The sequence below is a fragment of the Ralstonia sp. R-29 genome (assembly GCF_049913345.1).
Lineage (GTDB): Bacteria > Pseudomonadota > Gammaproteobacteria > Burkholderiales > Burkholderiaceae > Ralstonia.
Window position 1 is genome coordinate 2,538,635 of record NZ_CP184377.1, and the last position, 16,939, is coordinate 2,555,573.

Here is a 16,939-nt window from a genome sequence, read left to right on the forward strand (position 1 = left end):
CAATAAAAAAGGGCGTGCCGCCTGGCACGCCATTTTTAGGGCTCGGCCTTCTTGCGGAGATGTCCGTGCAGCCGTCAGCGGCCGCCGCTGCAATCCAGTAATGCGCCTGTTACATAAGACGCTGCGTCGGACAGCAGCCAGACGATCGATTCGGCCACTTCTGTCGGCGTGCCGGGCCGGCCTATGGGCGTGCTGGCGCCCAGCCGTTGCGCGCGATCGGGCTGGCCGCCCGAGGCATGGATGTCGGTCTCGATCAGGCCGGGGCGGACGGCGTTCACGCGTACGCCATCGCGGGCTAGTTCGCGCGCCAGGCCCAGCGTCATGGTATCGACAGCACCCTTGGAGGCTGCGTAGTCCACGTATTCGTGCGGCGACCCCAGCCGCGATGCCGCCGACGACACATTCACAAGCGAACCACCCACCCCGCCGCGCGACGTGGACAACCGCCGCGCCGCCTCGCGCGCTACCAAGAAGGCTCCCAACACATTGGTCTCGAACATGGTGCGGAGGCGGTACGTGGTCATGTCGGCCACGTCCTGCGCTTCGGCGACGATGCCGGCGTTGTTGACCACCCCGTGCAGCGCGCCAAAACGTCCGGCTGCCGCCTCGAACAGCGCGATCACATCCTCGTCGTTGGACACGTCACCCTGCACCGCGAGTGCGTGGCCGCCAGCCTGTTCGACGAGGGCCACCGTCTCTTCCGCCGCCTGCCGGTTGCCGCGATATTGCAGCGCGACAGACCAGCCGCGTTGCGCGCACAGCACCGCCGTGGCGCGGCCGATGCCCCGGCTGCCGCCGGTGATGACGATGGTCTTTGACATGCGAGTCTCCCGAGGTGTTGTTGTGCTCGCATTGTGCCGGTGTACCGACCGCGTGTTCGTTTTTCCAGCACCGAGGGAGATGTCCGTTTCCGGCGAACGCACCCCGCCTGTCAGGGCTAGACTAGCTGCCAAGTCATCGGATCACCACCATGCAACTCGACCACGACGCCTGCTACCACGCGGTGCAATCGCGCGACCGGCGCTTTGATGGCTGGTTCTTCGTCGGCGTGACATCCACCGGCGTATATTGCCGGCCCGTTTGTGCTGTTCGCACGCCGCAGCAGAAAAATTGCCGCTTCTTTGCGACACCCGCCGCCGCCGAGCGCGCGGGCTTTCGGCCCTGCCTGCGCTGCCGACCGGAGCTGGCGCCCGGGCACAGCCTGGCGGAGATGTCTTCCAACCTGGCACGCGCAGCCGCCCGCATGATCGACGAGGGCTTTCTGCAGGAACACGACCTGGCTGCATTGGCCGCTGCGGTGGGCGTGACCGACCGCCATCTGCGCCGCATCTTCCGCGCAGAGTTCGATGTGTCGCCGGTCGAATACGCGCAAACGCAGCGCTTGCTGCTGGCCAAGCAGTTGCTGACGGACACCGCCATGCCAGTCGGCGAGATCGCCTTTGCCGCCGGTTTTGGCAGCGTGCGGCGCCTGAACAGTGGATTCGCCGAGCACTATGGCTTTGCGCCGTCGCGTTTGCGCACACGCACGACCGCCGCGCGCTACGAAGACGGCCCCACGCTCATGCTGGGCTATCGGCCGCCTTTCGCATGGCATGCGTTGCTCGATTTTCTGCGTGCCCGTGCCATCGACGGCGTGGAGGTGGTGGATGCCGACAGCTACGCCCGCACCCTCACCGTGGACTATGGCGGTGTGCGGCACACCGGCTGGCTGCATGCGCGCGACGTGCCGCAGCGCCATGCGGTGGCGCTCACGCTGTCGCCCAGCCTGCTGCACGCCATGCCGCCCGTGCTGGCCCGCGCGCGCCGGCTGTTCGATCTCGACTGTCGGCCCGACTTGGTGGACGCCCACCTCGGCCCACTCGCCGCTGAAACACCGGGCTTGCGCGTGCCCGGCGCCGTGGATGGTTTTGAGATTGCCGTGCGGGCCATTGCCGGGCAGGTGATCTCGCTCGCGCAAGCGCGGCGCATTCTCGCGCGCATGACCGCGACGTACGGCACGCCACTGACGCAGCCGCATGGCAGCCGGCCGAAGCTGTCGATAGCGTTTCCGTCCGCCGCCGCGCTGGCGCAAATCGACCCACACACCCTATCCACACAGACCGGCCTGCAAGCCAGCCGCGCCGCCGCCGTGGTGGAACTCGCCCGCGCCATGGACAGCGGCCGCCTGCAGCTTGAACCCCTCGTGCCGCTCGGCCCCACGCTGACCGCATTGCAAGCGCTGCCCGGCGTTGGCGAATGGACGGCGCAATACGTTGCCATGCGCGCGCTGGGCTGGCCCAACGCATTTCCGTTTGGCGATTACGTGCTGCGCAAGCGCCTGGCCAACGGCGACGGTACGTTGCCAACGCGCCGCGCCATGGTCGAGCGCGCAGAACCATGGGCCCCCTGGCGCGCCTACGCCGCCATGCACCTCTGGCACCGCGAGGACGTGCTCGCGACCACCCCATCGGACTGACGACCATGTACCGCCACACCGTCCCCTGCCCGCTTGGCGACCTGCTGTTGATCGCCAATGACACCCACCTGACCGGCGCATTCTTCACCGGGCAGAAGACGATTCCCGTGGATGCTGCGCGCATGTCGTCCGGTGCCAGCGTGCCGGTCATCCGTGAAGCGCAGGCGCAGTTCGAGGCGTACTTTGCTGGCCGGCTGCAGGTGTTCGATGTGCCGATGGCGCCTACAGGCACGCCGTTTCAGCAAGACGTGTGGCGCCTGCTGTGCGAGATCGCCTTCGGCGAGCGCACGACCTACGGCCAGATCACAGCGCGCCTCGGTCTCACGCGGGAACATGCGCGCGCGGTGGGCACCGCCGTGGGCCGCAACCCGATCTCCATCGCCATCCCATGCCACCGCGTGGTGGGTGCCGATGGCGCGCTCACCGGATACGCCGGCGGCCTGCCACGCAAAGCCGCACTGCTGCGCATTGAGGGCCACCCCGCGCACGTTGGCGCACGCCTGCCGATGCCGGCTGATGCTCGCCAAGGCACGCTGGCGCTCACGCCTGCATGAAATGCCAATCGCGCGGACAATGCGCGCACATCACGCTCACACAACACTCACACACGCCAACGAGACAACCTTCATGCGCCGCTCCGATGTGGTCGAACTCCTGACGCTTGCCGCTTTGTGGGGCGGCTCCTTCCTGTTCATGCGCGTAGCCGCGCCGCAGTTCGGGCCCGTGGCGCTGATTGCGCTGCGCGTGGGCATCGCATCGTGCTTTCTGGTGCCGGTGCTGGCCTGGCGCGGCGGGCTTGGGGCGCTGTGGACGCATTGGCCACATCTGCTGGCCGTAGGGGTGCTCAACTCGGCCATTCCCTTCTGTTTGTTTGCCTATGCGGAGCTCACGCTCACGGCGGGCTTTACGTCAGTGCTCAACGCGGCCACACCGCTGTTCACTGCTATCGTCACCTTCCTGTGGCTGGGTGATCGGCTGTCGTCATGGCGCGTGCTGGGGCTGGCGATCGGGTTCGTGGGGGTGATCGTGCTGGTGGGCGGTTCGTCCGTCATCGACGCTAAACAGGGCGGCTTGGCGGTGGCGGCAGCACTCGGGGCGACTGTGCTGTACGGGCTGGCTGCCAGCTATACCAAGCGCCACCTCACCGGCGTACCGCCGCTGGCCACCGCAACGGGCTGCCAGTTGGCGGCCACGATCGTGCTGACACCGCTGGCCATCTGGCTATGGCCCGCGCAAACGCCCACCGGCGATGTCTGGTTCCACGTCATTGCCCTGGGTATCGCTTGCACGGGCGTTGCGTACATCCTGTTCTTCCGGCTCATCGCCCATGTCGGGCCGACACGCGCGGCTTCCGTCACGTTCCTGATCCCCGTGTTTGGCGTGCTGTGGGGCATCCTGTTCCTGGCTGAACAGTTGACGCTGAACATGGTGATCGGCTGCGCGGTGATCCTGCTCGGCACGTCGCTATCGACCGGCGTGCTGGCGTCGCGCAAGAAGGCCAACGCAAACGGCACTGCCAACGAGAAAGATCCGCTGTTGCGTTCGGGCCGCTGATTGCAAGCGTTGCCGGCCACCGAGTCGAGGCAAATCTCACCCCATCAGAGATCGCCATCCCCCGATGGCCACAACGCCCGCCATTCTGTCGGACAACCCGACTCGTCGTGGAAAACCCGAGCCTGAAGTCGACGCTTAAATCCGCGCACGAGTTTATTGGTAATGCCGTGTATTTCAGGGGTCGACCTGCACATTGTCGGCGCACTTTGGCACCAGTTCGTGCAGCGCGACAATTTGCCCACAAGAATGCGATAAATCGTTGCATTGCAATAAATTCTCGTCGATCGCTCGCCGCAGGTAGTTCTTTCCATGGCGCCACCACAAGGTTTGATGGGCGATTTTAAATACTTTCAATCCTGAAATAGAAAATTCAAACATCAGCTCGAACGCACTTGATATTAGCAATCTGATAATCGGATTTCAGAAATCTGCATCATTGAAAACATCTTTCCCGGGTGGTTTAGCAGATTTTCTTTGTTATGCTCGGGCCTCGGTCGATGAGGGGCGTGCAAAGAAATCTCCGCGGTGCATCTGCGTATCGATGATTTCCGATTGCTGGCGGGTCCTCCGCAGCACGGCCGACCAAGCACGCTCCATCAAATACGTTGGATACGCGCATGCTGGACATCTACCTGAACAAACACCTGATCGGCCAACTGTCGTGCGGTCGCAGCGGCTGGGCGTTCGAATACGACACCCGATGGCAGGCATCCTCGCAGGGCTTTGATCTGAGCCCGCACCTGCCGCGCGCAGCCGGCACCATCGTCGATACGGCGAAGGCGCAGCCGGTGCGCTACTTCTTTGAATACCTGCTGCCAGAAGCCACGCGCGAGGTGCCCAAGACCGCGGCTGCCGCACTGGAGCATCTCGCCCAGGCCGCGCCCAACTTGGACGGCCCGCTGTCGTTGGTGCCGACGGGCCTCAAGCCTTACAACGGCCGCGCGGATGGTTTGTCCGAACGCGATGTCGTGCTGCAGTTCCAGCAAAGCGTTGGACGTCCGAGCCGGCCGACGGCGCTGCGCGTGGCCGAACCGCGTGCCCACTACGGCATGCCACAAGCCGCGCCCGATTCGGACGAGATCCGCCTGCCCTTCCTGGCCTCCAACGGCCTGCCGGTCTCCATGTGGCTGGGCCGGTTTTCTGCACCGGCCACCGCCGCACAATCGAGCCATTTTGTGCGGCTGGATCTGGGCGAAGGCGCTCAGCTTCCGTACGCCACCATCAATCACTGTTGGGCCACGCTGCTCGGCCGCAGCATCGGGCTGGAGACGCCATTCCTGGGCTTGCGGCAGTTTCCGGAAACCGCGGCCGTGGTGCAGCGGCTGGATCGCACGCTGCGCTGCAAGAGCGACGACACCGCACTGGTGCAAGCGCGCTACGTCGTCTCCGCTGTGCAATTGCTCGGGCTCTCGCCCAAGCACCGTTTCTTGCCGATCACTGTCGAACAAGTCGCCCAATGCGCGCGCCTCTGCGCCGACCCGACGGCCGCCACGGCATCGCTTTTCCGCTGGATGGTGTTCTGTCTGCTGATTGGCGGGCGCAATGCGTCTGCAGGTACGCTGCATTTCCACATCGGGCCCGACGGCATTCGCTTGGCCGCGCACGATCATCTGTTCTGCGCCGCCGTCTACGCCAAGGAGTGGGATGCCGATGCGTTGCCCGCCGATGCGCAGGCGCGCTACGACGCCATTGACCAGGATGCGCTGCTCGCGCTGGCGGACCACCTCGGCTACGACGCCGCGCAGGCCCGCCGCGAACTGCTGCGCCTGATCAGCATGCTGGCGCCGCAGTCGTCGTTCGTGGCGACGCATCTGTCGCAAGCCCTGGGGCATTCGCCCACGCGGGCGGCTGAGATCGATTTTCTCGCGCGCATCCACCGCCACGTGTCGGAGACGGCGCGTCGGCTAGGCGGGAAAACCGCAGAGATCTGAAGCAGGCTAATTGAGATTTACAGCGAGACCTACAGCGCCGCCAAGCTGACCGTGCCGTAGCGCGCATAGCCGTGCGCGGCCAGCGTATCCATCGCCTCGGCTTCGGCACGGGCGAACGCCAACGCCAGGACATCGGGGCTCCCCGCCCCGCTGGCGAATGCCTGATAGGCGGCAAAGGCCTCGCGCGGCGCGACGCCGCTAAACTCAAGCACCCGCTGCGCGGCTTCCAGGGCCGCGCGAATCGCCGTCTCTCCAGGCGGGGCATCGCGAAACGAGAGCTGAAGGCACATCGTCGGCGTCATTTCGAGTTGCGATTCCTGAGAGCGGCACACCCGACTCAGTCTAGGCAAGCATAGGGCCGGTGCCAACTCTCGTGGCATCGTGGTGCGCCACGTCCTCTGCCTATTCGGGCTGCCCCGGGGTGCGCAGGCGTGTATGCGACTGCATAATCAGGACGGTTGACGAAGCAACGATGCCGTATCGAACACCCATCACGCCGCCCATCACGCCGCAGAAAGCAGGAGACCTCATGACCCTTCGCCCCACTCGTTTCAAGCGCACCGCGCTGGCCTGGCTGATGGCAGGTGTTGCCGTTCCGGCCCTGGCGCAAACGCCGGCCGCCAGCAGCATTGACGTCGGGCAGATCAAGCCGGCGGTGGATGCCGCAGTCAATGCGGAATATGGCCAGCTCGATACGCTCTACAAAGACATTCACGCGCACCCAGAACTGGCGTTCGAGGAAACGCGCACCGCCGCCAAGTTGGCCGAGACGATGCGCAAGATCGGCTTTGAGGTGACGGAGCACGTAGGCAAGACCGGCGTGGTGGCGGTGTATCGCAACGGCGCAGGCCCGACGATCCTGGTGCGCACCGAGCTCGACGCGCTGCCGATGGAAGAAAAGACTGGCCTGCCCTACGCCAGCCACGTGCACACCAAATGGCGCGGCGAAGACGTCGGCGTGGCGCACAGCTGCGGGCACGATGTGCACATGGCGTCGTGGGTCGGCACCGCCAAGACGCTGGTGTCGCTCAAGGACCGCTGGCACGGCACGCTGGTCTTCGTGGCCCAGCCGGCCGAGGAAGTGGTCGGCGGCGCGCAAGCGATGATCGACGACGGCTTCTTCAAGCGCTTCCCCAAACCCGACTATGCGTTTGCGCTGCATACGGGCCCGGGGCCGTATGGTTCGATCGTCTTCAATAGCGGCCCGGTCACGTCCAACTCCGACGGACTGGAAATCACCTTCAAGGGCCGCGGCGGCCACGGCTCGGCGCCCGACAAGACCATCGACCCGGTGATGATGGCCGCGCGCTTCGTGGTCGATCTGCAAAGCGTGATCAGCCGCGAGAAAGACCCGCAGGAATTTGGCGTGGTCAGCATCGGCGCCATCCAGGGCGGCAGCGCCGAGAACATCATCCCCGACAGCGTGCTGCTGCGCGGGACGATCCGCTCATACAAGCCGGTGGTGCGTCAGAAGATGCTCGACGGCATTCGCCGCACAGCCAAGGCCGTCACGGAGATGTCGGGCGCGCCGGACGCCGAGATCAAGATCACGGAGGGCGGCAAGGCGGTCAACAACGACCCGACCGTGGTCGCGCGCACCGAGGCGATGTTCAAGGCCGCTTTCGGCAACGACCGCGTGCTGCGCGTGCCGCCGATTACGGCCAGCGAGGATTTCTCGGCGTTTGTTGACGCGGGCATTCCGTCGATGTTCTTCTTCATCGGCGTGAACGACCCGCAGACGTTCTTTGCCTCGCTCAAGCCGGGCGCCAAGCCGCTGCCGACCAATCATTCGCCGCTGTTCGCGCCGGTGCCGGAGCCGTCCATCAAGACGGGCGTGACGGCGATGTCGCTGGCCGTGCTCAACGCGCTGCAGTGGAACAAAGCATCAGGCCAATAGACCTGCATCAAGTCCTGGCGCGGCGCTACAGCGACCGCGCCTTTTTCATTTTCTCGATGGGGAATCTCATGTTGAATCGCTTCGTCCGTGCCGGTGCGTTTGCACTGTGTACAGCCCTGACCGTGCCTGCGCTGGCACAAACCACCAACCGGCTCGACGAGATCATCGCGCGCGGCACGTTGCGCGTCGGCACCACCGGCGACTACAAACCCTTCAGCTACAAGAACCCGGCTGACGGCCGCTTCATCGGTCTGGACGTGGAGATGGGCGAAAGCCTGGCCAAGGCGCTGGGCGTGAAGCTGGAAGTGGTGCCGACCACCTGGTCGACGCTGATGCAGGACTTCGCCGCCGACCGCTACGACATCGCCATGAGCGGTGTGTCGGTGACGCTGGACCGCCAAAAGAAGGCGTTCTATTCGGTTCCGTATCAGCGCGACGGCAAAACGCCGATCACACGCTGCGAAAACCAGAGCAAGTTCCAGACGCTCGCGCAGATTGATCAGCCGAACGTGCGTGCGGTGGTCAACCCGGGCGGCACCAACGAGAAGTTCGCGCGTGCGAATCTGAAGCAGGCGCAGATCCGCGTGTATCCGGACAACGTGACGATCTTCAACGAGATCGTGGCGGGCCGCGCCGACCTGATGATGACCGACGCGGTGGAGACCAAGCTACAGCAGAAGCTGCACCCCGAACTGTGTGCGGTACACCCGGAGGCGCCGTTCGATTTCTCGGAGAAGGCCTACCTGCTGCCGCGCGACGTGGTGTTCAAGAACTTTGTCGACCAGTGGCTGCGGCAAACCATGGAGAGCGGTGAATTCGCCAAGCGCTTTGATGCGTGGCTGGCGTATCCGTGGAATGCGCCCGCGAAGTAGGCGCCTGCCTCAGTGAAGATTGGCGCGCTCGCCGTGCTGCAACGCGAGCGCGTCGCGCAACAGCGCATCGGTCATATCGCGGCCCAGCAGTTCCGGGTCAAACCGCGCTGAGAAGCGTGTCGAGCACGATTCCACCTGCAACACGACCTGGCCCGGCGGCAGCAGTTCGATGTCGACGTGGATCTCCTCGTCATCTTCAGTAAAGGAATGCAGCAGCGTAAGCGCGCGATAGCCGTCGGCGCGTTCCACAGCAGCTTCCGTCCAGGACGGCGCCAGCAGCGCGCAGTTGACCAGCGTTTCCGGCTCGTCGGGCCGATACAGGTGCAGGCCCATCATGGTCGATGCGGCATCGGCCACGCTTGCCCACTCCTGCGCGGGAATCAGATCGCCCAGCAGGCGAATGTCGTCGACAGCGGCGTCGGTCTGTACGAACGCGGCGCCCAGGAAAAACGCCGTCTCATCCCGAAACCCGCCGGCCGCGGTGTTGCGCCACAGCCGGTGACTGCTCTTGGCGCCCAGCGCCACCTGTGACAGCACCTTGGCCGCGCGCGCGCCATCGGCACCCGACCATTGGTCCACCGCGCCATGCGAGAAAAGGCGATCGGCCATCACCAGACCCACGCCTTCCGGCAGCACCCGTTCTTCCAGCCACTTGGCCAATACATGCACGCCGCCAAAGGGCATCTCCGGCCGGCCCAGCGCATGCGCGCGCACGCGGCCGTTTTCCGGCACGTGGAATGGCATGGCAAACAGACGCGCCTGGTAGGCGACGCCGTCAACTTCAAAACGGGCGATGGAAGCGGTGTTGATGGGCATGATGGCCTTCCTTCTTGCTGCAGAGGGGCGGAAAACGCCGCCCGTACCTGCAACAACGACCATTGCCGCGGAATGTTTAGCGCTAAGGCGTCCGACCGGAGGCTGGGGAAATCCCCATGCTTGTAATGCAACGCAACAATCGGCAGCCCGCTCGCGCGGAATTTTTTTCAGCGCCGCTCATCTGACGTTTCGCATTAGGGTTATCCCGCATCCCATATTTTCGTGTCAGATCAATGACTTATGTGGCGATGAGGGTGCTTGGAAGGTCACTATTGTTCTTATTTTTTGAACAAAGAGTTTAAGAGAACTGCTTTTTCCCTCACCAAGCAACGACTAAGCTTATGCCATCGCGTTACCGCACTGCAGCGGACCCGCCCAGGCAGTAACGCTCACCCCCCGACTGTGGAGCTCATCATGAAAACCAAGAACCTGATTCTCGCCTCGTTGATCGCTGTTGCCGCCGTTCCCGCCTTTGCTGCCGGCGTGCAAAGCAAGGACCCGTACACCAATGGCCAAGCCGTGACCAAGGCTGACCCGTACACCGACGGCGCGCGCAAGGCCGACGCCTACACCGATGGCGCCCTGCGCAAGGCTGATCCGTACACCGACGGCCAACTCCGCAAGGCTGACCCGTACACGGACGGCGCCCTGGTCGGCAAGGCTGACCCATTCACCGACGGTCAATAAGCGCATCACGCTTCTGTCTTCCCCCGACTGATTCAGTCTCCCTCCCCGCTGCCGCGCGCCATTTGGCGCCGGTAACGGCTTCCCGAGGCGGCCCTTACCGGCCGCCTGTTTTTTTGTCCGCGCCGTACCCACTGCCCCCGAAAGGGCTTCGCAGTGTGAGTCTTCACGATTTCCCCTCAAGACCCGTGCGCTGTCGTCCGATAAAAGGGAAGGCACCCATTGGCACGGCAGCGTCTCCTTGCGCACTCTTGCCGGCCGTGAATCTGGACTGTGTGGATGTAACCCCCAACAACATGCGCAAGCGCATCGCCATCGAACACCTGCGGGTGGGCATGTACCTGGACGAATTTGTCGGCTCCTGGCTGGAACACCCGTTCTGGCGGGCCCGCTTTCGCGTGGAAGATGCCACTCAACTGCAACGCATCCGGGCCAGCGGCGTCCGCGAGGTGTGGATCGACACCGCGCGTGGCACCGACGTGGCCGCCGCCCAGGCTGCACCCGCCGCACCCGAGCCCCCCGCGCCGCCGCCGACCTCGGCCGAAGCGGCCATCGCCCCGCGCCCCGTCACCTATGCGGAAGAGATGCGCCGCGCCGCGCGCCTGATCAGCAAAGCCGAGCTGGCCGTGCAGACCATGTTTGCCGATGCGCGTATGGGCCGCATCATCGAGGCGCGTGATGCGCTGCCGCTGGTGGAAGCCATCTCCGGCTCGGTCGACCGCCACCCGAGCGCGCTGGTGAGCCTGGTTCGCCTGAAAGCGAAAGACCGCTACACCTTCCTGCATTCCGTGGCCGTGTGCGCGTTGATGGTGTCGCTCGGCCGCCAGCTGGGCCTGTCAGACGACGAAGTGCGCGACGCAGGCTTGGCGGGGCTCCTGCATGACATCGGCAAGATCGCCATTCCGCCCGAGGTGCTGAACAAGCCCGGCGCGCTCACCGCCGATGAATTCCGCAGCGTGGTCGTACACCCGCAGGCCGGTCACGACATTCTGGTGGGCGACTCCGACATGTGCGACATCGCGCTCGACGTGTGCCTGCACCACCATGAACGCATGGATGGCACCGGCTATCCGCACAAACTGGCCGGCGAAGGCATTTCGCTCTTTGCCCGCATGGGCGCGATCTGCGATGTGTATGACGCGGTCACCTCCGACCGCCCGTACAAGAAAGCGTGGGAAGCCGCCTACGCCGTGCAGCGCATGGTGGACTGGCGCGGCAACCATTTCGACCCGGCGGTGTTCAACGCCTTCGTCAAAAGCGTGGGCATTTATCCGGTCGGCTCGCTGGTGCGGCTCAAGTCCGGGCGGCTGGCGGTGGTCATGCAACACGTGCCCGGGGCATTGCTCACGCCCACGGTCAAGGTATTCTTCTCCATCAGCTCGGGCACGCGGATTGCGCCCGAGCTGATCGACCTGGCGCAGACCGGCGACCAGATCGTCTCAAGAGAAGAACCCCGCGACTGGGGCCTGACCGACCTCAACGACCTTTGGATACACGGCGACTGATCCGTAGTGCCTTCACCCGGCGCCTCCTCATCGGGATCGCGCTGGGCTGGCTGATGTGCACCGCATCGGCATTCGCAGAACCGCCGCTCCGCATCGGTTCCAAGCGCTTTACCGAGTCGTACGTGCTGGGTGAAATCCTCACGCAGACGGCAAGCCCGCACGCCCCCGCCGAACACGTGCCGGGGCTGGGCAATACCGCCATCGTCTTTGCGGCGTTGAAGAACGGCAGCATCGACGTCTACCCGGACTACCTCGGCACCATCGCCGCCGAAATCCTGCACTTGCCGGCCGAACAAGCCGCCAACCCGAACCAGGCCGCGCTGCTGGCGGACGTCAACCGGGCGCTCGCGCCCCTTGGGCTGGCGGTCGGCGTACCGCTGGGTTTCGAAGACACCTATGCACTCGCCTTGCGCGAGGCTGATGCAGAGCGCGACCACATCCGCACGCTGGCGGACCTGGCCGCACACCCGGCACTGCGCCTGGGCCTGTCGCACGAGTTCCTCGGTCGTGCCGATGGCTGGCCGGCGATTGCCAGCCGCTACAAGCTGCCGCAGCGCCCCACGGGTCTGGACCACGGCGTCGCCTACGATGCGTTGCGCGCCAATCAGGTCGACGGGATCGACATCTACTCCACCGACGCCAAGATCCGCCGCGAACATCTGCGCGTGCTGGACGACCCCGACCACGTCTTCCCGCGCTACGACGCCGTGCTGCTGTACCGCGCCGACATACCGCAAAAACATGCCGCGCAATGGCAGGCCATCACCACACTGACTGGGCGCATCCAGCGCGATGACATGGTGGGGATGAACGCAGCGGTGGAACTGGAAGGGCAATCCTTCTCGCAAGTCGCACGGCATTTTCTGACGGGGCGTGGCAATGCACCGACCGCCGCGCCGGGCCACGCCTTGCTCTTGCAACTCACCGAGGGTCTGTGGCGACTCACGCAGCGGCATCTTGCACTGGTGGGCATTTCGACCGGCGTGGCCGTGCTACTCGGTGTACCGCTAGGGCTCCTTGCCGCGCGGCGGCCGATCAAGCAGCCGATTCTCGCGGTGGTGGGCGTGCTGCAGACCATTCCATCGCTGGCCCTGCTGGCAATGCTCATCCCCATCGTCGGGTCGATCGGGGTGGTGCCCGCGCTAATTACACTGGCGCTGTACGCGCTGCTGCCCATTGTGCGCAACACCATCGTCGGCCTGGAACAGGTGCCCAATGGCTTGCGCGATGCGGCGCTCGCGCTCGGCTTCACGCCCGCGCAGCGCACACGCGTGGTGGACTTGCCGCTGGCGCTGCCCGTTGTCCTCGCCGGCATCAAGACAGCCGCCGTCATCAGCGTGGGCACGGCGACCATCGCCGCGTTCATCGGTGCGGGCGGCTATGGCGAGCGCATCGCGACGGGGCTGGCGCTCAACGACAGTGCAACGCTGCTGGCGGGCGCCATCCCCGCGGCGGTGCTGGCGTTGCTCGTGCAGGGCGCATTCGAGGCGGTGGAGTGGTGGCTGCGCCGGCGCAGTGGCACCCCACTCCGGTAGCAAGCGCGGGGCGGGGCGTTCCATTACCATGCGCGGTGTTTCCAGCCGCGCCGCACCTGCCACCTCCCCATGACCACGCTTTCGTTTTCCACCGCCCTGCTCGTCGCAGCGGCCGGCGTCTATGCCGGCGCGCAGAATGCCCTCGCGGGCGGCGGGTCGTTCATCACGTTTCCGGCGCTGCTGCTGGCGGGGCTGAACCCGCTGGCAGCCAACATGACGTCGACCATCGCGCTGTTTCCCAGTCAGATCACCTCGTCGATTGCCGGGCGCAAACTGGCCGGCGGCGTGGATGCCGGCGAGCACCACCTCTCGCTCAAGCAGCTCATCGTCATCAGCCTCATCGGGGGCGTGCTCGGGGCGCTGTTGCTACTGGCGACGCCGCCGTCGTTCTTTGCCAGGCTGGTGCCGTATCTCGTGCTGTTTGCGACGAGCGTGTTTGCGTGGGGCAGCTTCCGGCGCAAACCGCTGCACGCAGCGGCCGGCATGTCGACCACCACGTTGGCGACGATCCAGTTTGCGATTGCCATTTACGGCGGGTACTTCGGCGGCGGCATCGGCTTTCTGATGCTGGCCGCGCTCACCGTGGCGGGCCAGCAGGTGCGCATGGCAGGCGCCACCAAGAACGTGCTCGCCATGACGATGAATGCCTCCGCCGTGGCGGTGTTCGCGTTTTCGCCGCAGGTGAACTGGGCGGCCGTGCTGGCGCTGGGAATCGGCGGCATCGCGGGCGGATTCGCCGGCGCGTGGCTGCTGCATCGGTTGCCCGAGAAGGTGCTGCGCGGCTTCGTCGTCATCGTCGGTATCGTGCTGACGGTCTGGCTGTTCTTGCGCGCCTGAGAGCCGTTAACAAGACCGCCCTGGCGTCGTTGCGCATCCCGCAGTGACGAACATTCGGTACTACTTGTACTGTCTGCGTCGGCACGCCTAGCCAGGACAGTTTTGTTAGCGGCTCTAAGCGGCACCGCGTTGTTGGCACATTGACGGCGTTTGTCCGACAGCCGGTTCCGCCAACGTCCTACTGTTGGCCGGATGGCCGCTTTCCTATTGTGACGTTCGGGGCGAGCGCCTCGATGGCACGTCGCATGCGTGTCGTGGAGTCCGCTCCCGTTCACAACAAGGAGAACGAGTATGCAAGCACGCAAGATGTCGACGCTAGCCTCCCTCATCGCCGTGGCCGCCTGTGCGTGGATCGGTGTGGCGCCCGCGCACGCACAGCAGAAGGATCACAGCGCCGTGACGGGGGTCGACAGCCCCATGGAAGGCCCGCGCACGCAAGTCCAGCGCAACGCCGATGCGGCCGAGAACCCCGGCTATCACAACAGCACCAGCGGCGCCCAGCCGCAGGCGACGCCGGGGACGCTCAAGCAGAAAGTGCACCGCGCGCATGTGAAGACCGACAAGTGGGTCGACAAGCACGTCACACATCGCAAGGGCAAGGACAGCGCGCAGACATCGTCAGACCGCGCCTTCTGGTCACGTCGCGCCAACCAATGCGACTCGCTGGTCGGCGAAGCGCAGCGCGTTTGCCGTGACCGCAGTTCCGAAGCGGTGAACGGCCAGTAAGAGGCCGATCGACCAATTACGCTGCGCACCAGTAAAAAAGCCACCGAAGTTCGGTGGCTTTTTTGTTGCAGCAACGGTGGTATCACACGATGCCGGTCGCGTAGAACACGGCAATCACAAAGAACACTGCCAGCGTCTTGATGATGGTGACGCAGAACACGTCGCGATACGCCTCGCGGTGCGTCAGGCCCGTCACCGCCAGCAGCGTGATGACGGCGCCGTTGTGCGGCAGCGTATCCATGCCGCCCGACGCCATCGACGCCACGCGGTGCAGCACTTCCATCGGAATGCCCGTGGCCTGCGCGGCTTGCACAAACTGATCGGCCATCGCCGCGAGCGCAATGCTCATGCCGCCCGACGCGGAGCCGGTGATGCCCGCGAGCGTGCTGACCGTCACCGCTTCATTGACGAGCGGATTCGGAATCGCACGCAAGCCTCCAGCCAGCACCAGGAAGCCCGGCAGCGCAGCGATGACGCCGCCGAAGCCGTATTCCGACGCGGTATTCATGGCCGCCAGCAATGCACCGGCCACGGCCGACTTGCTGCCCTCAGCAAAGCGATCCTTCACCGCACGGAAGCCAAACACAATCACTACGATGATGCCGATCAGGAGTGCCGCTTCCACGGCCCAGATCGCCGTCATCTTGTCGGCTTCCACCGTCAGCGGCTTGGGCAGACCCGGCAGCGCGACGGTGACGACCTTGCCGTACCACGTCGGGATCCAGCGCGTGAACAGCAGGTTCATCACCCCCACCAGCACGAGCGGCAGCAGCGCGACGAGCGGGTGCGCGAGCTTGCCGCCCTCGGCGGTTTCAGGTTCGTTGACGAGCTTGGTCAGGCCGTGGTCGTAACCGTGGCCATTGCGTGCGGCCACGCGGCGGCGCCACTCCAGATACGACATGCCCACCACGATGATGAACAGCGCGCCGATCGTGCCCAGCCAGGGCGCAGCCCACGACGTGGTGTGGAAGAACGTGGTCGGGATGATGTTCTGGATCTGCGGCGTACCGGGCAGCGAATCCATCGTGAACGAGAATGCACCCAGCGCAATCGTGCCCGGAATCAGGCGCTTGGGGATGTTGCCCTGACGGAACATCTCCGCCGCAAACGGGTACACCGCAAACACCACCACGAACAGCGACACGCCACCGTAAGTGAGCAACGCGCACACCAGCACGATGGACAGCATCGCGCGCTTGGCCCCCACCACACGGATGACCGACGCCACGATCGAGCGCGAGAACCCCGACAGCTCGATCACCTTGCCGAACACGGCACCGAGCAGGAACACCGGGAAATACAGTTTGACGAAGCCGACCATCTTCTCCATGAAGATGCCGGCAAAGACCGGCGCCACGGCAGATGGATCGGTCAGGAGCACCGCGCCCAGGGCAGCCAGCGGTGCAAACAGGATGACGCTGTAACCGCGATACGCGGCAAACATCAGGAATGCCAGCGCGGCCAGCACGACGATGACGGACATCGACAATCTCCTCGCACATTGTTTTGGTTTTATGAGCGAGGGATTGTATGTCGCGATGCAGCAGATTCCGTTACGCAATCACGCGTATTGAACTGACGGCGGAATTGGCGTTTCAACCGCGCCCGGCGGGCCTTTGCGTCACGTTGGCGATGAGTGGCGCGCGTTCAGTGATGGTGCCCCCAGCCACCGTGTCCCCAACCTCGGCCACTCCATCCCCGCCCGCCCCAACCGCGGTGACAGCCCCAGCACCCGCCCCCACCAATCCACACGCTGCCGTACACCGGCGCCGGATACACGGCCGGACCGTAGTAGGCATACGGATCGTAGGGATAGGCCGGGTAGACCGGATACGCGGCCACGGGTGCCACCGCCGCAGGTGCGATCGGATTGCCATAGGCGTCGTAGTAAGGCGCGACCACGCAGCCGGCCAGCAACGTCGCCGCGCAGAGGGCCAGAGCGGGCGCGAAGGTTGCCGCTGAACGGCGCGCCGGTTGCGGTGTCGGGTTCATGATGTGCTCCGTTGAATGCATATGGATAGTCGGATATGCGTTCGACCATGTTGGAGGTGTTCAATTCCAAGGACTTCGTATACCGGTGCGCTGTGAATCATTGCCGGATCACTTACCATGGCCGCTTCGCCTGTC

17 protein-coding genes are annotated in these 16,939 nt (G+C 64.9%); 11 read left to right on the forward strand and 6 right to left on the reverse strand.

What is annotated here, in order from left to right; genetic code table 11:
- Window positions 1–74: 74 nt before the first annotated feature.
- A complete protein-coding gene (locus ACN9M1_RS11970) occupies window positions 75–821 on the reverse strand; it encodes an SDR family oxidoreductase (RefSeq protein WP_426394618.1) in 747 nt (248 codons plus the stop codon).
- Window positions 822–970: 149 nt separating this feature from the next.
- On the opposite strand from ACN9M1_RS11970, the gene ACN9M1_RS11975 reads away from it, so the two are divergent.
- From ACN9M1_RS11975 to ACN9M1_RS11985, 3 genes are all read left to right on the forward strand, one after another.
- Window positions 971–2,455, forward strand: a complete 1,485-nt coding sequence (locus tag ACN9M1_RS11975) for an AlkA N-terminal domain-containing protein (protein ID WP_426394620.1) — start codon at window positions 971–973, stop codon at window positions 2,453–2,455.
- 5 nt (window positions 2,456–2,460) lie between these two features.
- The gene (locus ACN9M1_RS11980) at window positions 2,461–3,009 is read left to right on the forward strand and encodes a methylated-DNA--[protein]-cysteine S-methyltransferase (protein WP_426394621.1); all 549 of its coding nucleotides are present in this window, start codon (window positions 2,461–2,463) and stop codon (window positions 3,007–3,009) included.
- 73 nt (window positions 3,010–3,082) lie between these two features.
- Window positions 3,083–4,009: a DMT family transporter gene (locus ACN9M1_RS11985; RefSeq protein ID WP_426394623.1), complete on the forward strand. Its 927-nt coding sequence runs from the start codon at window positions 3,083–3,085 to the stop codon at window positions 4,007–4,009.
- Between the two features lie 174 nt (window positions 4,010–4,183).
- Here the strand turns inward: ACN9M1_RS11985 and ACN9M1_RS11990 are convergent, their stop codons facing one another.
- Window positions 4,184–4,387 carry a hypothetical protein gene (locus ACN9M1_RS11990; RefSeq protein WP_426394625.1) on the reverse strand — a complete coding sequence of 68 codons (204 nt, stop codon included), beginning with the start codon at window positions 4,385–4,387 and terminating at the stop codon, window positions 4,184–4,186.
- Window positions 4,388–4,626: 239 nt separating this feature from the next.
- On the opposite strand from ACN9M1_RS11990, the gene ACN9M1_RS11995 reads away from it, so the two are divergent.
- A complete protein-coding gene (locus tag ACN9M1_RS11995) occupies window positions 4,627–5,940 on the forward strand; it encodes a HipA N-terminal domain-containing protein (RefSeq protein ID WP_426394627.1) in 1,314 nt (437 codons plus the stop codon).
- A gap of 29 nt (window positions 5,941–5,969) precedes the next feature.
- On the opposite strand, the gene ACN9M1_RS12000 is transcribed toward ACN9M1_RS11995, so the two are convergent.
- Window positions 5,970–6,242: a hypothetical protein gene (locus ACN9M1_RS12000; protein ID WP_426394628.1), complete on the reverse strand. Its 273-nt coding sequence runs from the start codon at window positions 6,240–6,242 to the stop codon at window positions 5,970–5,972.
- Between the two features lie 227 nt (window positions 6,243–6,469).
- Here ACN9M1_RS12000 and ACN9M1_RS12005 point away from each other — a divergent pair, with 227 nt between their 5' ends.
- Window positions 6,470–7,837, forward strand: coding sequence for a M20 family metallopeptidase (locus ACN9M1_RS12005; protein ID WP_426394630.1), 1,368 nt, complete (start codon window positions 6,470–6,472; stop codon window positions 7,835–7,837).
- A 68-nt stretch (window positions 7,838–7,905) separates the two neighbouring features.
- Complete coding sequence (locus ACN9M1_RS12010) at window positions 7,906–8,709, forward strand: transporter substrate-binding domain-containing protein (protein ID WP_426394631.1); 804 nt, start codon at window positions 7,906–7,908, stop codon at window positions 8,707–8,709.
- Window positions 8,710–8,718: 9 nt separating this feature from the next.
- Here ACN9M1_RS12010 and ACN9M1_RS12015 read toward each other — a convergent pair whose 3' ends face one another.
- Window positions 8,719–9,525, reverse strand: coding sequence for a hypothetical protein (locus ACN9M1_RS12015; RefSeq protein ID WP_426394632.1), 807 nt, complete (start codon window positions 9,523–9,525; stop codon window positions 8,719–8,721).
- Between the two features lie 414 nt (window positions 9,526–9,939).
- Here ACN9M1_RS12015 and ACN9M1_RS12020 point away from each other — a divergent pair, with 414 nt between their 5' ends.
- The 5 genes from ACN9M1_RS12020 (at window position 9,940) to ACN9M1_RS12040 (ending at window position 14,812) form a co-directional block, all read left to right on the forward strand.
- On the forward strand, window positions 9,940–10,212 hold the full coding sequence (locus ACN9M1_RS12020) for a hypothetical protein (RefSeq protein ID WP_426394633.1): 273 nt from the start codon (window positions 9,940–9,942) through the stop codon (window positions 10,210–10,212).
- Between the two features lie 293 nt (window positions 10,213–10,505).
- Window positions 10,506–11,714, forward strand: a complete 1,209-nt coding sequence (locus ACN9M1_RS12025) for an HD-GYP domain-containing protein (protein ID WP_426394634.1) — start codon at window positions 10,506–10,508, stop codon at window positions 11,712–11,714.
- The gene (locus ACN9M1_RS12030; protein ID WP_426394635.1) at window positions 11,696–13,249 is read left to right on the forward strand and encodes a glycine betaine ABC transporter substrate-binding protein; all 1,554 of its coding nucleotides are present in this window, start codon (window positions 11,696–11,698) and stop codon (window positions 13,247–13,249) included. Before ACN9M1_RS12025 ends, ACN9M1_RS12030 begins: the two co-directional genes overlap by 19 nt.
- Window positions 13,250–13,318: 69 nt before the next feature.
- Window positions 13,319–14,086, forward strand: coding sequence for a sulfite exporter TauE/SafE family protein (locus ACN9M1_RS12035; RefSeq protein ID WP_426394636.1), 768 nt, complete (start codon window positions 13,319–13,321; stop codon window positions 14,084–14,086).
- Between the two features lie 291 nt (window positions 14,087–14,377).
- On the forward strand, window positions 14,378–14,812 hold the full coding sequence (locus tag ACN9M1_RS12040; protein WP_426394638.1) for a hypothetical protein: 435 nt from the start codon (window positions 14,378–14,380) through the stop codon (window positions 14,810–14,812).
- Between the two features lie 82 nt (window positions 14,813–14,894).
- On the opposite strand, the gene ACN9M1_RS12045 is transcribed toward ACN9M1_RS12040, so the two are convergent.
- Complete coding sequence (locus ACN9M1_RS12045; RefSeq protein ID WP_426394640.1) at window positions 14,895–16,295, reverse strand: GntP family permease; 1,401 nt, start codon at window positions 16,293–16,295, stop codon at window positions 14,895–14,897.
- A gap of 164 nt (window positions 16,296–16,459) precedes the next feature.
- The gene (locus ACN9M1_RS12050; protein WP_426394641.1) at window positions 16,460–16,804 is read right to left on the reverse strand and encodes a hypothetical protein; all 345 of its coding nucleotides are present in this window, start codon (window positions 16,802–16,804) and stop codon (window positions 16,460–16,462) included.
- Window positions 16,805–16,939: the final 135 nt, after the last annotated feature.

Excerpts from the sequence above, each read along its gene's own strand:
- ACN9M1_RS11970 (WP_426394618.1), bottom strand. The coding sequence starts at position 821 with ATGTCAAAGACCATCGTCATCACCGGCGGCAGCCGGGGCATCGGCCGC.
- ACN9M1_RS11975 (WP_426394620.1), top strand. The coding sequence starts at position 971 with ATGCAACTCGACCACGACGCCTGCTACCACGCGGTGCAATCGCGCGAC.
- ACN9M1_RS11980 (WP_426394621.1), top strand. The coding sequence starts at position 2,461 with ATGTACCGCCACACCGTCCCCTGCCCGCTTGGCGACCTGCTGTTGATC.
- ACN9M1_RS11985 (WP_426394623.1), top strand. The coding sequence starts at position 3,083 with ATGCGCCGCTCCGATGTGGTCGAACTCCTGACGCTTGCCGCTTTGTGG.
- ACN9M1_RS11990 (WP_426394625.1), bottom strand. The coding sequence starts at position 4,387 with ATGTTTGAATTTTCTATTTCAGGATTGAAAGTATTTAAAATCGCCCAT.
- ACN9M1_RS11995 (WP_426394627.1), top strand. The coding sequence starts at position 4,627 with ATGCTGGACATCTACCTGAACAAACACCTGATCGGCCAACTGTCGTGC.
- ACN9M1_RS12000 (WP_426394628.1), bottom strand. The coding sequence starts at position 6,242 with ATGACGCCGACGATGTGCCTTCAGCTCTCGTTTCGCGATGCCCCGCCT.
- ACN9M1_RS12005 (WP_426394630.1), top strand. The coding sequence starts at position 6,470 with ATGACCCTTCGCCCCACTCGTTTCAAGCGCACCGCGCTGGCCTGGCTG.
- ACN9M1_RS12010 (WP_426394631.1), top strand. The coding sequence starts at position 7,906 with ATGTTGAATCGCTTCGTCCGTGCCGGTGCGTTTGCACTGTGTACAGCC.
- ACN9M1_RS12015 (WP_426394632.1), bottom strand. The coding sequence starts at position 9,525 with ATGCCCATCAACACCGCTTCCATCGCCCGTTTTGAAGTTGACGGCGTC.
- ACN9M1_RS12020 (WP_426394633.1), top strand. The coding sequence starts at position 9,940 with ATGAAAACCAAGAACCTGATTCTCGCCTCGTTGATCGCTGTTGCCGCC.
- ACN9M1_RS12025 (WP_426394634.1), top strand. The coding sequence starts at position 10,506 with ATGCGCAAGCGCATCGCCATCGAACACCTGCGGGTGGGCATGTACCTG.
- ACN9M1_RS12035 (WP_426394636.1), top strand. The coding sequence starts at position 13,319 with ATGACCACGCTTTCGTTTTCCACCGCCCTGCTCGTCGCAGCGGCCGGC.
- ACN9M1_RS12040 (WP_426394638.1), top strand. The coding sequence starts at position 14,378 with ATGCAAGCACGCAAGATGTCGACGCTAGCCTCCCTCATCGCCGTGGCC.
- ACN9M1_RS12045 (WP_426394640.1), bottom strand. The coding sequence starts at position 16,295 with ATGTCCGTCATCGTCGTGCTGGCCGCGCTGGCATTCCTGATGTTTGCC.
- ACN9M1_RS12050 (WP_426394641.1), bottom strand. The coding sequence starts at position 16,804 with ATGAACCCGACACCGCAACCGGCGCGCCGTTCAGCGGCAACCTTCGCG.